The organism is Arthrobacter sp. 10N44_2 (genome assembly GCF_056394385.1).
On record NZ_JBFTHT010000006.1, the window covers coordinates 24,603 to 39,252 of the forward strand.

General features: G+C 68.6%; 9 protein-coding genes. 4 read left to right on the forward strand and 5 right to left on the reverse strand.

The annotated features are described in order from the left end of the window. Nucleotides 1-23: 23 nt before the first annotated feature. Nucleotides 24-1,355 (forward strand): hypothetical protein, encoded by a 1,332-nt coding sequence (locus AC1DBX_RS08560; protein WP_476931538.1) that lies wholly within the window; start codon nucleotides 24-26, stop codon nucleotides 1,353-1,355. Nucleotides 1,356-1,544: 189 nt separating this feature from the next. After that, nucleotides 1,545-4,172 carry a trehalase-like domain-containing protein gene (locus AC1DBX_RS08565; protein ID WP_476931539.1) on the forward strand — a complete coding sequence of 876 codons (2,628 nt, stop codon included), beginning with the start codon at nucleotides 1,545-1,547 and terminating at the stop codon, nucleotides 4,170-4,172. Between the two features lie 30 nt (nucleotides 4,173-4,202). On the opposite strand, the gene AC1DBX_RS08570 is transcribed toward AC1DBX_RS08565, so the two are convergent. From AC1DBX_RS08570 to AC1DBX_RS08590, 5 genes are all read right to left on the reverse strand, one after another. Next, nucleotides 4,203-5,357: a GmrSD restriction endonuclease domain-containing protein gene (locus tag AC1DBX_RS08570; RefSeq protein WP_476931540.1), complete on the reverse strand. Its 1,155-nt coding sequence runs from the start codon at nucleotides 5,355-5,357 to the stop codon at nucleotides 4,203-4,205. Between the two features lie 151 nt (nucleotides 5,358-5,508). Then, a complete protein-coding gene (locus AC1DBX_RS08575; RefSeq protein ID WP_476931541.1) occupies nucleotides 5,509-6,639 on the reverse strand; it encodes an FAD-dependent oxidoreductase in 1,131 nt (376 codons plus the stop codon). Between the two features lie 67 nt (nucleotides 6,640-6,706). Next, a complete protein-coding gene (locus AC1DBX_RS08580; RefSeq protein ID WP_018774009.1) occupies nucleotides 6,707-7,633 on the reverse strand; it encodes an AEC family transporter in 927 nt (308 codons plus the stop codon). 106 nt (nucleotides 7,634-7,739) lie between these two features. Continuing rightward, nucleotides 7,740-8,168: an aspartate 1-decarboxylase gene (gene panD / locus AC1DBX_RS08585; protein WP_028275366.1), complete on the reverse strand. Its 429-nt coding sequence runs from the start codon at nucleotides 8,166-8,168 to the stop codon at nucleotides 7,740-7,742. A gap of 92 nt (nucleotides 8,169-8,260) precedes the next feature. Then, the gene (locus AC1DBX_RS08590) at nucleotides 8,261-9,211 is read right to left on the reverse strand and encodes a LysR family transcriptional regulator (RefSeq protein ID WP_476857298.1); all 951 of its coding nucleotides are present in this window, start codon (nucleotides 9,209-9,211) and stop codon (nucleotides 8,261-8,263) included. 142 nt (nucleotides 9,212-9,353) lie between these two features. On the opposite strand from AC1DBX_RS08590, the gene AC1DBX_RS08595 reads away from it, so the two are divergent. Continuing rightward, the gene (locus tag AC1DBX_RS08595) at nucleotides 9,354-10,817 is read left to right on the forward strand and encodes an amino acid permease (protein WP_476931542.1); all 1,464 of its coding nucleotides are present in this window, start codon (nucleotides 9,354-9,356) and stop codon (nucleotides 10,815-10,817) included. A 250-nt stretch (nucleotides 10,818-11,067) separates the two neighbouring features. Further along, nucleotides 11,068-14,622 (forward strand): proline dehydrogenase family protein, encoded by a 3,555-nt coding sequence (locus AC1DBX_RS08600; RefSeq protein ID WP_476931543.1) that lies wholly within the window; start codon nucleotides 11,068-11,070, stop codon nucleotides 14,620-14,622. Nucleotides 14,623-14,650 lie beyond the last annotated feature (28 nt).

The following is a 14,650-nucleotide window of genomic DNA, read 5'->3' on the forward strand; positions in this document are numbered from 1 at the left end:
ATGGCGAAAACCCAGGTGCACCCATGAAGATCAAGTCCACAGCCGCCGCCACGCTGCTCGTCCTGCTGTTCCTGGGAGGATTGCTCGGCGGCCCGTCCGCGTCCGCGCCGGCGTCGTCCGAGGGCGCCACGTATTACGTGAGCGCCGACGGCAGTGACGCCAACGACGGGACGTCGCCGCAATCAGCCTGGGCGACGCTCGACAAGGTCAATGCCACTGCGCTTCGGCCCGGGGACTCGGTCAGCTTTCGCCGCGGAGACATCTTCTCCGGCGGCCTTGTTGTCGGCCAGAGCGGCACCAGCCGGCTCAAGGTCACGCTGAATGCCTATGGAAGCGGCGATCCGCCCGCTGTTACGGGCGGACTGGCAGGAACGTGCGTCAAGCTCGACGGTGACTACATCGCCGTTGACGGCCTGCGGGCGGAGTCGTGCGGCTATGCGGGCTTCAGTATCTACGGCGACCACGGCACCGTGCGGAACTCCGCCGCCAGGAACAATGCCGCGGGCATCAAAGTGAGCGAGGGCTCCGACTTCGGCACCTATACCAACAACACTCTTGCCGACAACAACATCATGAACGTCAATACGCCGGGGGAGCTGTGCGGCACCGCCACGGCCCTGAAGTGCGATGACGACTCGGGCGCCTTTGGCTTCCTGATCAACGGCAGCGACAACGAGTTCGCCGGCAATACCGTCACCGGCTCCACCGCATTGTCCTACGACTTTGGCCACGACGGCAGCGCGTTCGAAATTTTCAACGGCAACCGGAACAGGATCCACCACAACGTGGCCGTGGATAACAACGTCTTCTCCGAACTGGGGCGCGGCAAGGGCGGAACTGCCGACGGCAACACGTACAGCTACAACCTGGTCCGGTCCACCTGCGGCCCCAACTGCTCCCAGGCCATGGGGCTGATCGCGCGCGGCAGGACGTCCTCCTTCGGCCCGACCAACGGCACCACGTTCGAATACAACACCGTGTGGCTGGACGGCGCGGACTCCCAGGCTCTGGTCTGCCACGCGTCGTGCCCGGCCTCCACCGTCGTCAGGGGAAACATCCTGGTGGCCGCCCGCAACGCGCTGTGGATGGACGGCGCCGGCTGGACCGAGCGGGAAAACGTCCTCAACGGGCCCACGAACATCAGTCCCAATGCCACCTCCACTACCGAGCCGGCCGACTTTGTCAACGCACCCGCCGATCTCCACCTCTCCGGCGCGAGCCCGGCCATTGACCGGGCCGGGGTCAGCCCCTTCCCCCTGGATCTGGACGGGCGGCCGGCCAACCAGAAGGGCGACTGCCAGGGCGGCGGCGCGGCCGATGCGGGGACCTACGAATACAGGCCAGCCGGCTGCTGAAACGCAACGGCCCGGCGGCGCAGCAAGGAACCAGCACTGGTGCCAGGGTGTCCGGGCGGCCCGGCGGATGTTACACAGTCGCAACTGCCGGGACACCCGTGCGAAATCGTCCCGGGGTCATACTTGAAGTGCGTCCTCCCGGGGACGATTCGCAAGCAGGCATTGGGGACTACTCGAAGGACCGCGCCGATGCCCACACCGCTCAACCAGGCCCTGGCCGACTCTGCGCTTCTCACCAAATCCCTCCCGCTGGGCCTGCTCCGCGCTTTCGTGCAGACCAACGCGGCCGACGACGGGCTCACGCCGCAACTGCTGGCTGAGCTCAAGATCCTGGCCCGCACTCCTGGGCTGCTCGTGGCCTGCAACTACGGCGGCACGCTGTGCGCGGCAGAAGGCATTTCCACCGAGACCCTGCCGCTGGGCAGCGCGGCGATCGCGTTGAGGGCCCTGGCAGCCCTCCCGAACACGAACGCGGCTGTCATCTCCGGGCGGTCGCTGCGGGATCTGGCCGCCGTCTCACGGCTCCCCGCGGAGGTACACCTGGTCGGCTCGCACGGCGCGGAGTTCGACATGGGCTACGCCCACGGGCTGTCCCTCGCCACCGAATCAGTGCTGCAGCAGGCCAGCCAGGCACTCGCCGAAACCGTTGGCGCCTACCGGGGCATCAGCATTGAGCGCAAGCCGGTCGCCGTATCGGTGCACACCCGCCCGGCCGGCCCGGACATCGTCGCACTGGCCACCTCGAAGGCGGAGGAGATCGCCCGGGCGCACGGGCTGCATTTCGTCGTGGACGGCTCGGTGCTGGATCTCTCCGTGGTGGAACCGTCCAAGGCCTCCGCGCTGGAGCACCTGCGCTCCATGCTAGGCGTGAGTGCCGCCCTCTACGCAGGCGACGCCTCCAGCGATGAGCTGGCCATGGCGACGCTGCGCGGGCCGGACATGGCGCTGCGCGTGGGGGAGGGGCCCACCGTGGCAGCCCACACGCTCCGGGACCCGGAGTCGTTCGCCCGCGTCCTGGCGATCCTGTTCGAACTGCGGCGGGCGTGGCTGTTCGGCGAGGATGCCGTGGGGCTGGAGCGGCACTCCATGATCGGCAACGGCTCGTCCACCGCCCTGATCACCCCGGACGCGAAGATCTGCTGGATGAGCCACCCGCTGCCGGACAGCGGGTCGCTGTTTGCCCATCTGCTCGGCGGCGATGCGGCGGGGCACTTCTCCGTGGAACCGGCGAAGGCCTCGCAGGTCCTGGGCCAGCGCTACGTGGACAGCACCATGATCGTCGAAACCCGCTGGGCCGACGTCACCGTGACGGACTACCTGGAGCCGGCCCCGGACGGCATCACCAGCCTGGTCCGGGTGCTGTCCGGCACCGGCACGGCCCGGGTCGTCTTCGCCCCGCGGCCGGACTACGCGAATGCCCCGTTCAGCATGGAGGCGCGAGGAACTGAACTGCACGTCGTGGGAACCGCGGATCCGATCATTCTCCGGGCTCCCGGCGTGGCCTTTGCCATCACCTCCGACGGCCGGCACGCCACGGCCACGGGCGACGTCGATCTGCGGGACGGACCGGTGGTCCTCAACCTGCGCTGCGGCGACACGGAACCTCAGCCCGCGATGCCGGACGATGAGACCGGGCGCCGCGCCGCCGTCGCCCATCACTCCCGGCGCTGGGTCAACGAGCTGCAACTGCCCGGCGTGAAGCCGTCGCTGGTCCGTCGGTCCGCGCTGGTGCTCCGGGCGCTGGTCCATGAACCCACCGGCGCTGTGCTGGCCGCGCCCACCACCTCACTGCCGGAGGGAATCGGCGGCACCCGCAACTGGGACTACCGGTACTGCTGGCTGCGGGACGGGTCCATGACCGTCAACGCGCTCGTGGACCTGGGCTCCACGGCCGAGGCCGAGGGATTCCTGGCGTGGCTGGGCCGGATCCTGGCCCACGCCCCGGGTCCGGAGTGGCTCCATCCGCTCTACTCCGTGACCGGGGCGCCGCTGTCCACCGAGGCCATCATCGAGAGCCTGCCCGGCTACGCGGGATCCCGCCCGGTGCGGATCGGGAACGCTGCCGACCACCAGGTGCAGCTGGACGTGTTCGGCCCGATCGCTGAGCTGATCCACGCCCTCAGCGCCCGCCAGGGCATGCTCTCCGACCAGCACTGGGACCTGCTGGTCCAGATGGCCGCCGCCGTGCTGGCCCGCTGGCACGAGGCCGACCATGGCATCTGGGAGGCCAGGCGGGCGCCGCGGCACCATGTCTACACGAAGGTGATGTGCTGGGTGGCGCTCGACCGGGCGCTGCGCACGGCCGTCCGGCATGGCCGGGAACCGCTGCCGGCCTGGGAGCCCACGGCGGCGAAGATCCGGGAGGAAGTCCTGCGCGAGGGCTGGGACGAGTCGGCGTCCTCCTACACCGTGGCGTACGACAGCCCGGACCTGGACGCAGCCGTGCTGCACATCGGTCTCTCCGGCCTGCTGGACGTCAACGACCCCCGGTTCCTGGCCACCGTCACGGCGGTGGAGCGGGAACTGCGGGTGGGGCCCACCGTTTTCCGCTACAGGTACGACGACGGACTGCCGGGCCTGGAGGGCGGCTTCCACATCTGCACCACCTGGCTGATCGAGGCCTACATCGCCGTGGGCCGGATCGAGGAGGCCTGGGACCTCTTTGACCAGCTGGTGAACCTGTTCGGTCCCACGGGGCTGCTGCCCGAGGAATACGACCCCGGCACGGAAACCCACCTGGGCAACCATCCCCAGGCGTATTCGCACCTGGGCTTCATCCGCTGCGCCCGGCTCCTGCACGAGCACCAGAAGAACTGACCACCCGACCCGGGGACGGGCCGGCCGCCGCTATTCGCAGCCGACGCCGTCCCCGTCCCGGTCCAGCCTGCGGCTGTACCCCGGCTGGCCGACGCGGATGGGCGCCGCGCCGGCCGCACGGACCGCGGCACAGTTCGCGTACGCCACGCCGGCCGCCGGTGCCGGTGCCGGTGCGGGCGCGGGTGCTGGCGCAGGCGCTGGCGCGGGTGCTGCTTGGGCCGGAGCGGCTGCCGGCTGGGTGGCGGGGGCCAGGGCGTTCGGGCAGTTCGACAGGACCCGGGCCATGGCGTCGTGCTCGGCCTGGGTCACCCAGAGCCCATAGCTGGATTTCACCGAAATCTGGCGGGCGACGTAGTTGCAGCGGTAGGACTTGTTCGGCGGCAGCCAGGTGGCGGCGTCGCCGTCGCTCTTGCTCTGGTTGGCCGGGCCGTCCACCGCCAGCAGGTTCAGGGGATCGTTGGCGAAGGCCAGCCGCCGTGCCGGGCTGAGCTGTTGCGCGCCCTTCTGCCAGGCGTCGCTGAGGGCCACGACGTGGTCGATCTGGACGGCGGTGCTGGTGGCATTGCCGCGCAGGAAGTGGATGGCGACGGCCGTGTAGGGGTCGGCCAGGACGCCGGAGAGCACCACGCAGTCCCGCGTCCCGGGCCGGAGCGCGACAGAAGTAAGGTCGCGGCGGAGCACGTCGTTGCGGGTATCGCAGCCGTTGTGATCAACGTCGGACCAGGCCGGCCCGAACTGGTCGCGGGAATAGCCCGTCTTGGGGGCGCGGCCCTTGACGGGCAGCGTGGCCAGTACCGCGAGGGCCTTGCCCGCCAATGCCGGCTGCCGGGGCGCGGCGGCCGCAACATCGGCGCCGGCAACTTCGATGCCTGAAGCTTCGGCACTGGGAACTTCGGCACGGGGAACTTCGACACCGGGGGTGGCGTCCGGATCCAGCGGAGCGCTGTCCGTGCCGGCCGACGCAGTGGCGGGGGTAGCCGTGACGACGGGGAGGACGCCGGTTCCGGCGGCCGGGGGAACAGTACCCGGGCCGGAGCACGCTGACGTCGCCACCAGCAACAGGCCCGCCACCCCACGCGCGATCCAGTCGACCGCACCGATCCTCGGGCTGCGGGCACTCATTCCTTGGGCGCCGCTGGACTGGATGTCGCTGGACTGGATGCTGCCTGATCGCGTGCTGAGCAATTTTCCCCCACCTCATGCTGGCGCGCCGGGTATCCGGGCGCATAAGACCGGCCCCAGCCTACCGGTCCACACAGCAACGCGGGGTCACATCACGCCCATGCCGGGCCCCACCATGGGCGCTATGTGACCCCGCGTTGGCTCTCCGACGGAGTCAGCGGACCCCGGGGCGGGAGGCCGAGAAGAGAGCCGGCGCTCCGCCGTCGCCGGTCGCGAGGTCGGCCAGGATCCTGCCCACGACCGGCGTGAACTTGAAGCCGTGCCCGGAGAAGCCGGCGCCGATGACAACCGGCCCGATCCGGTCCAGGACAAAGTTCTCATCAACGGTGGTCGTGTAGGTGCAGCTGATGTCGGTGAGGGAGTCGGCGTCGACCCCGGGCAGCCAGTCCCGGGCGTAGCGCTGCAGGGCCGCCCGCTGCTCGGGCTCCGGCGCGAAGCTCCGCCGGTCCGGGTCCACCACCGGGCCCACCCCGTGCCATCCGGCCTTGATCCCCTCGCCCGGTGTTTGCATGCCGTAGACCGGCGAACGCCAGTACGCGTACGCGTCCCCGTGGCCGGGCATGTGGTTGAACCCCGGCCACTGGGCGCCCTCATCGGTGATGGCGAAGTGTGCGGGTTGTTCCTGCGTGACCGTCAGCCGGGGCAGGGGCGCGACCCCGGCGAGCAGTTTCGTGGTCCAGCCGCCGGCGGTGACCACTGCCTGCCTTGCGGTGAGCACCTCGCTGCGGCCGCCGGCCTCGAGCGTGAGCCGGACGCCGTCGTCGAGGACATTCAACTCGAGGACCTTCACATGATGGCGGATCTCGGCGCCGAGCCCGGCGGCGAGCCGCTGCAGCGCCGGCAGTGCGGCGTCCGGGTTCAACTGGCCGCCATCCGCCATGTGCAGCACGCGCGTATCGAAACGGATGCCCCGCCAGCGCCCGGAGGCTTCCCCGGCGGAGAGGAACTCCGCCCGGAGCCCGGCGGCAAGCAGCGCGTTCCGGATCTCGGGCAACCGCGGATCGGGGCCGTGGTTTACGACGCCGGTGCGCGCCAGCAGCCGCTCGCCGGCGTCCGCTTCGAGCTCCCGCCACAGCCCGGCCGCCTCTGCCAGCATGGCGACGTAGTCCGGATCCGCGTAGCCGGGGTTGAAGTTCCGGGTTGTGCCGTGGGAGGCGCCGTTGCGGTGGCCGGGACCGAACTGCTCCAGCAGGGTCACCTCCCGGCCGCGCCGGGCCAGCGCCCACGCGGCGGCCGAGCCCATCGCGCCGCCGCCGATGACCACAGTGTCCAGGGTTGTTTTCAAGGGTCCTCCTCCGGGTTTGGTGCCGGTCCGCCGATCCCGTTCAGCCGGGCCCGGCTGCCCGGCGAGGTCAGGCCAGCAGCAGGGCCACGCCGATCATGGCGGGCACAGCTACCACCGTAGTGATCAGCACGGTGTCCCGGGCTACCGTTACGCCGGTGCGGTAACGGCTGGCCGCGACAAACACGTTTTGGGCGGTGGGCAGGGCGGCCGTGACGACGGCGGCAAAGAGCGCCTGTTCCTGCATGCCGAGGACAAAATGGGCAAACAGGTAGGCCACCAGCGGGTGGACAACGAGCTTGAAGAAGCTCGCCAGCAGGGCGTCCAGCCGGCGTCCGGCGGCCGCCTGCAGCGGCTTGGAACCGTTCAGGCTCATGCCGAAGGCGATCAGCATGGCCGGGATCGCGGCCCCGCCAATCAAGTGGATGGGCTCCAGGATCAGCGGCGGTACCGTCCAGCCGGTTGCGGCCACGAGGAGCCCGAGTCCGGTGCCCACGATCATCGGGTTGCGCAGGATCATGAGCACGAAACTCAGGGGCGTAGTGCGGTGCGAGCTGGTGGTGGCGTCCAACGCCATGAGGAACAACGGGGTGAAGAAAGCCAGCTGGAAGATCAGTAGGGGTGCCACATAACTGGCATCACCGAGCACGAAGACGGCTATGGGAATGCCGAGGTTGGCCGAGTTGGCCAGCGACGAGCTCATGGAGGAAATGAGGGCTTCCGGCAGGGACCGCTTGAGCGCGAAGCGCACAATGCCAAAGAACAGGACCGCCGTGGTCACCGCCCCGACTGCCGTCACGAGCAGCGGCGCGGCAAAGACGTCGTGGAGTTTCGCCTTGCTGAGGGTCTCGAACAGCAGGGCGGGGCTGGCCACAAAAAACGTCAGGGCGCTCAGGACGGGGCGGGCGTTCTCGCCCAGGATATTGCGCCGGCCCACGAACATGCCGACCAGGATGATGGCCCAGACGACAAAGAATCCTGCCAGTACCCCTAGCACGCGGTTCTCCGCAGCGGGGCGGGCGGGCGGCGGGTGATGGTCACCCGTCCAGAGTAATCAGCTTTATTCCGCGGGCTGTCCTATTACGCCCGACGGCGCGCTGCCGCTAGTTGAGCGCGGCGTTGTTCAGCGAGTGCGGCGGACGCATGAGCCCGGGTGTCATGCCCTCGGCGGGGTCGTTGCCGATCTGGACAATCTTGTTGTCCTGGTCAACGTGGACCACCTTGGGGTTGTACGCCTTGGCCTCTTCCGTGGTCATCTGGGCGTAGGTGATGAGGATGACGATGTCGTTCTCATGCATCAGGTGGGCGGCGGCGCCGTTGATGCCGATCACGCCGGAACCGCGCTCGCCGGCAATCGTGTACGTCTCGAGCCGGGCGCCGTTGGTGACATCGACAATCGCCACGAGCTCCCCGGGCAGGATGTCGGCCGCCTCCAGCAGATCCAGGTCCACGGTGACGGATCCGACATAGTGCAGGTCCGCGTGCGTGACCGTCGCGCGGTGGATCTTGGATTTGAATATTGTGCGATTCATAACGACATCAGTCTAACGCGGGGCCACCGCCCGCGCTGTGGCCCACTGCACATGCCGCGGGCCGTTGCGCGCGCGGTTCCACATGCCGGAAGTCACGCGGGCCGGTCCACGGGGGCCGGACCGAGGACGCCCGCGGCCGCCGCCGGCACGATGGATGCCGCCGTCACCGCCAGGATTTCCCGGGCCGCCAGCAGTGCGGGCCGCCTGGCGCTCGAGCGCCGCACCGAGGTGAACACCGTACGGTGCGGATCCCCGGGCAGGTCCAGGAGTTGCGCGCTGGTGCCGCGGCCGGTCCACACGAGGTCGGGCATCAGGGCCACCGCATTTCCGGATTCGATCAGCCGGATCTGGGCCTGCAGGTCGGCGGTTTCAAAGCGGACGTCGGGCTCAAACCCGGCGCTCCGGCAGGCCTGCTCGGCCCAGTGCCGGGAGGCCGCTCCGCGGGGTTCCATCACCCAGGCCAGCCCTGCGGTATCGGCCAGCGTCCTGATGGGACCGCGGTCGGGCGAGGGGGGCGGAACGGCGAGCCGGATGGCGTCGCGGGTCAGGGCCACGCGGTCCAGTTCGGCGTAGTGCGGGGCGGCGTGGCCCGGGTACTGCTCGGCGATCACGAGGTCGAAGTCGCGGGCCCACGTCTCGTGCAGGGCCGTCTCCGGTTCCCGCTGGGTCATTTCGACCCGGACTTCCGGGTAGCTGGCGGTCATTCTGGTCAGGGTGTCCGGCATGAGCGCCAGCGCGGCAGACTGGAACACCGCAATCCGCACGGTGCCGGTGACCGTGGTCAGCGACGCGGCCAGGTCCGCCTCCGCCTGCTCGAGGGTCTCCAGGAGCTGGGAGGTGTGGGCCACCAGGACTTCGGCCTGCGGGGTCAGCTGCACCCGGCGCCCGGTCTTGCGGAGGAGCTCCACCCCGGCCTCCTTCTCAAGGAGGGCCAGTTGTTGCGAGACTGACGACGGGCTGTACTGAAGCGCTTCGGCCACTTCGGCCAAAGTGCCCCGGATCTTCAGTTCGCGCAACAGTCGCAAACGCCGGACGTCGAGCATCTCTATTCCTTTGTGAATCCTGACGGTTATTCATTAAGAGAATTCACTTTATCTAATGCAACCGGGCTTGCATACTGTTCTCACTCGATAAGCCCCATCACAGGGTGGAGTGATGGGCACCGCACCTAAGCAGGAGGCCCTCATGGCTACACGGGATTTGTCACAGTCGATCATGCGGCGCAAGCCCATCGACGACATCGAGGAAGAAAACAAACACAGCGGTCTGCACAGGAGCCTGGGGCTCTGGCAGTTGACGGCCATCGGCGTCGGCGGCATTATCGGCGTCGGCATCTTCTCCTTGGCGGGCCTTGTGGCCCACGGCAGCGAGTCCGAGCCCGGAGTCGGACCGGCCGTGCTCATCTCCTTCCTGATCGCCGGTCTGGCATCCGCCGCCGCGGCGCTGTCCTACGCGGAGTTCGCAGGCATGATCCCGCGGGCGGGCTCGGCCTACACCTACGGCTACGTTGCCCTCGGCGAGATCATCGGCTGGTTCATCGGGTGGGACCTGCTGCTGGAGTACATCGCCATCGTCGCCGTGGTGGCCATCGGTATTTCGGGCTATTTCGACGCGTTCCTCTCCGGTATCGGCATCCATATGCCCGCCTGGATGACCGCGACGCCGGATGAAGGCACCGGCGGCATCATCAACCTTCCCGCGATCCTCGTCTGCCTGCTCGTGACCTGGATCCTCTCCCGCGGTACCAAGACCTTCGGCCGCTTCGAACTGATCGCCGTCGGCATCAAGGTGCTGCTGATCCTGTTCATCATCGGCTTGGGCATCTTCTACGTGAACACCAACAACTACAACCCGTTCTTCCCCAGCGGTTTCGGTCCCGTGGTGGCCGGCTCCGCTACGGTGTTCTTCGCGGTGTTCGGCTACGACGCCATGAGTACCGCGGCGGAGGAGGCCACCGACGGCAAGAAGCACATGCCCAAGGCGATCATCCTCTCGCTGGTCATCGCCATGCTGCTCTATGCCGCCGCCACCCTGGTGCTCACCGGCATGCAGAACTTCACGGAGATCGACCCCAAGGCCGGCTTCGCCTCCGCCTTCAACAGCGTTGGCCTTCCGGTGATCGCGACGATCATCTCCGTGTTCGCCGTCCTGTCCATCCTCACCGTGATGCTGACCTTCCTCCTCGGCGTCACCCGCGTCTGGTTCTCGATGAGCCGCGACGGCCTGCTGCCCGGTTGGTTCTCGAAGACGGACCGGAAGGGCACGCCCCAGCGCGTGACCTGGATCGCCGGCGTCGGGGCCGCAATCCTGGCCGGCATCCTCCCGATCAAGGCCGTGGCAGACCTGACCAACATCGGCATCCTGGCCGCGTTCGTCGTCGTCTGTGTGTCGGTGATCGTGTTCCGCTACAAGAAGCCGGACGCCCCGCGGACGTTCCGGCTGCCGCTGATGCCCGTGGTTCCGGCGTTCGGCGTGTTTGCCTCGCTCTTCCTGATGTTCCAGCTGCACTGGGAGACCTGGCTGCGGTTCGTCGTCTGGCTCATCGTCGGCCTGATCATCTACTTCACGTACGGCCGCAGGCACTCGCTGATGAACCCTGACAGCCCGCGGCACGAGGAGATCGTGGAGATGCACCGCCCCCTGACCTAGCCGCCCCACCCCCCCGTTGCGCTATCACTTCTGGCTCCCATTCCCGGCTCTTCCCGGGTTTTAAGGCCCGGAAGTGATAGCGCAACGGGTTTTTAAGCGGCAGGGGTGGTTCCCGAACGTTCGGGCGGGAACCGGAAGCATCGGTTTTTCTAACCGGTATTGCTCAGAAAACTTCGCTTTATCTTATGAAAATCCGGTCGCATACTGTTTCGTAAGAGGTCCACATTTTGAGAAAGAACGTGTTTCAGCCATGACCAACATCTCCACGGAGCCCGGCGCCACCACCGGAAACGCCGCAGGCAACGACGCCACGCACGCCGCCGTTTCGGAAGGCTCCACGGTCCTTGAGGCCGCAGCCCTCGCCGAGGACACCATCGCGCTGGTGCGCCGCTGGCTCACCGAGGCCGCAAAGGTGCCCGTCGACGCCTCGGCCGAGCAGCTCGCCGGGGTCCTGAAGGACCCCAACGGCCTGGACTTCACCGTCGGGTTCGTCGACGGCGTCGTCCGTCCCGAAGACCTGCAGGTCGCCGCCCGCAACCTCGCCGCACTGGCCCCCAAGGTCCCGGCCTTCCTGCCCTGGTACATGCGCAGCGCGGTCCGCCTCGGCGGCACCATGGCCCCGGTCCTGCCCCAGGTGGTCATCCCGGTTGCCCGCCGGGTGCTGCGTGAAATGGTCGGCCACCTCATTGTCGACGCCACCGACGCCAAGCTCGGCCCGGCCATCGCCAAGATCCGCAAAGACGGCATCAAGCTCAACGTCAACCTCCTCGGCGAGGCCGTGCTCGGCGAACACGAGGCCTCCCGCCGGCTCGAGGGCACGCACACCCTGCTGTCCCGGCCCGACGTCGACTACGTCTCGATCAAGGTCTCCTCCACGGTGGCCCCGCACTCCGCCTGGGCCTTCGACGAGGCCGTGGAGCATGTCGTAGAGAAGCTCACCCCGCTCTTCGCCCGCGCCGCCTCCTACGCGTCCACTGGCCAGAAAGCCAAGTTCATCAACCTGGACATGGAGGAATACAAGGACCTGGACATGACCATCGCGGTCTTCACCCGGATCCTGGACAAGCCCGAGTTCAAGAACCTGGAGGCCGGCATCGTGCTCCAGGCCTACCTCCCGGATGCCCTGTCCGCCATGATCCGCCTGCAGGACTGGGCCGCCGCCCGCCGCGCCGACGGCGGCGCCGCCATCAAGGTCCGCGTCGTCAAGGGCGCCAACCTGCCGATGGAGCAGGTCGAGGCCTCCCTGCATGACTGGCCGCTCGCCACCTGGGGCACCAAGCAGGACTCGGACACCAACTACAAGCGCGTCATCAACTACTCGCTGCACCCGGACCGGATCCGCAACATCCGGATCGGCGTCGCCGGCCACAACCTCTTCGACATCGCCTTCGCCTGGCTCCTGGCCAAGCAGCGCGGCATCGCGGATACCGCAGAGCAGAGCATCGAATTCGAGATGCTGCTCGGCATGGCCCAGGGTCAGGCCGAAGCCGTCAGACAAGACGTCGGCTCCCTCCTGCTCTACACTCCCGTGGTCCACCCTGCCGAGTTCGACGTCGCGATCGCCTACCTGATCCGCCGCCTCGAAGAGGGCGCCAGCCAGGACAACTTCATGTCCGCCGTGTTCGAACTCAGCGAAAACGAAACGTTGTTTGAGCGCGAGAAGCAGCGCTTCCTCGCCTCGCTGACCAAGCTCGACGACGAGGTCCCGGGCCCGAACCGGCTGCAGAACCGCGCCCTTCCGGCCGCGCCGCTGCCGCACGACTCGTTCGAGAACACTGCCGACACAGATCCGTCGCTGCCCGCGAACCGCGACTGGGGCCGCGCCATCCTGGGCCGCGTCACGACGTCGACACTGGGCAACGCCTCCGTCGAGGCCGCCACGATCAACGATGCTGCCACTCTGAATGCCGTGATCGATACCGCCGTCGAGAAGGGCAAGGCCTGGGGTGCGCTCTCCGGCGCCGAGCGCGCCGAAATCCTGCACCGCGCCGGCGACGTCCTCGAGGCCCGCCGCGCCGACCTCCTCGAGGTCATGGCCTCCGAGACCGGCAAGACCATCGACCAGGGCGATCCGGAGATCAGCGAGGCAGTCGACTTCGCGCACTACTACGCCGAGTCCGCCCGCAAGCTCGACGACGTCGACGGCGCCACCTTCGTCCCGGCCAAGCTCACCGTTGTGACGCCGCCGTGGAACTTCCCGGTCGCCATCCCGGCCGGCTCCACCCTAGCGGCCCTCGCCGCCGGCTCCGCCGTCGTGGTCAAGCCCGCCAAGCAGGCCCGCCGCAGCGGCGCCGTCATGATCGAGGCCCTCTGGGAGGCCGGCGTTCCGCGCGACGTGCTCACCATGGTCCAGTTGGGCGAGCGGGAACTGGGCCAGCAGCTCATTTCCCACCCGGCCGTGGACCGCGTCATCCTGACCGGCGGCTACGAGACCGCCGAGCTGTTCCGCTCGTTCCGCAAGGACCTGCCCCTGCTGGCCGAGACCAGCGGCAAGAACGCCATCATCGTCACCCCGAGCGCGGACCTGGACCTCGCGGCCAAGGACGTCGCGTACTCCGCGTTCGGCCACGCCGGCCAGAAGTGCTCCGCCGCCTCGCTGGTGATCCTCGTCGGCTCCGTGGCGAAGTCGAAGCGTTTCCACAACCAGCTGATCGACGCCGTCACCTCGCTCAAGGTCGGCTACCCCCAGGACCCGGCGAGCCAGATGGGCCCGATCATCGAGCCCGCCAACGGCAAGCTCCTGAACGCCCTCACCACCCTCGGCGAGGGCGAGACCTGGGCCGTCGAGCCGCGGAAGCTCGATGATTCGGGCAAACTCTGGAGCCCCGGCGTGCGCTCCGGTGTCCGCCGCGGATCCTACTTCCACCTCACCGAGTTCTTCGGCCCGGTCCTGGGCGTTATGACCGCAGAGACCCTCGAGGAGGCCATCGCGATCCAGAACCAGATCGAATACGGCCTCACCGCGGGCCTGCACTCGCTGAACAGCGAGGAACTGGGGATCTGGCTGGACACCATCCAGGCCGGCAACCTCTACGTCAACCGCGGCATCACCGGCGCGATTGTCCAGCGCCAGCCCTTCGGCGGCTGGAAGAAATCCGCCGTCGGCGCCGGCACCAAGGCCGGCGGCCCGAACTACCTCGTCGGCCTCGGCGAATGGGTCAGCAAGCCCAGCACCGCCGCCGGCACCCCGGGCGCTGCTCCCGCCCACGCCGGCGTCCGCCGGATCGAGGACGCCGCCAAGGGCTTCCTGACCGCCGACGAACTCGCGCCGCTGCAGCGCGCGCTCGCCTCCGACGCCCGCGCCTGGGCCGAAGAGTTCGGCACCGCGAAGGACGTCTCCGGCCTAAGTGCGGAACGCAACGTCTTCCGCTACCGTCCTCTGCCCGTCACGGTCCGCCTCGCGGAAGGCGAGCCGCTTGCCGGCCTCGTCCGGACCGTCGCCGCCGGCGTCCTGGCCGGGTCCGTCCTGACGGTCTCCACCGCCGTCGAACTGCCCGCCCAGCTGCGCGCCGTCCTGTCCGGGCTTGGCATCGCCGCGACTGTTGAGAACGACGCCGAATGGCTCGCTTCCGCCGGCACCCTCGCCGCGGCGGGCAAGCTCTCCGGCGCCCGGATCCGGCTGATCGGCGGGGACGCCAAGGCGCTGGCCGAGTCCACGGGCGGACGCCCGGACCTGGCGGTGTATGTCCACCCCGTCACGGAAGCCGGACGCGTGGAACTGCTGCCGTTCCTGCACGAGCAGGCCATCAGCATCACGGCGCACCGCTTCGGCACGCCCAACCACATCTCGGACGCCCTGATCTAGCCCGGGGCTGCTAAAACCCCGGCTCGGG

What these genes read in the sequence shown, in the direction of transcription:
- AC1DBX_RS08600 (WP_476931543.1), top strand. Translation starts at nt 11,068, where the DNA reads ATGACCAACATCTCCACGGAGCCCGGCGCCACCACCGGAAACGCCGCA.
- AC1DBX_RS08565 (WP_476931539.1), top strand. Translation starts at nt 1,545, where the DNA reads ATGCCCACACCGCTCAACCAGGCCCTGGCCGACTCTGCGCTTCTCACC.
- panD (WP_028275366.1), bottom strand. Translation starts at nt 8,168, where the DNA reads ATGAATCGCACAATATTCAAATCCAAGATCCACCGCGCGACGGTCACG.
- AC1DBX_RS08595 (WP_476931542.1), top strand. Translation starts at nt 9,354, where the DNA reads ATGGCTACACGGGATTTGTCACAGTCGATCATGCGGCGCAAGCCCATC.
- AC1DBX_RS08560 (WP_476931538.1), top strand. Translation starts at nt 24, where the DNA reads ATGAAGATCAAGTCCACAGCCGCCGCCACGCTGCTCGTCCTGCTGTTC.
- AC1DBX_RS08590 (WP_476857298.1), bottom strand. Translation starts at nt 9,211, where the DNA reads ATGCTCGACGTCCGGCGTTTGCGACTGTTGCGCGAACTGAAGATCCGG.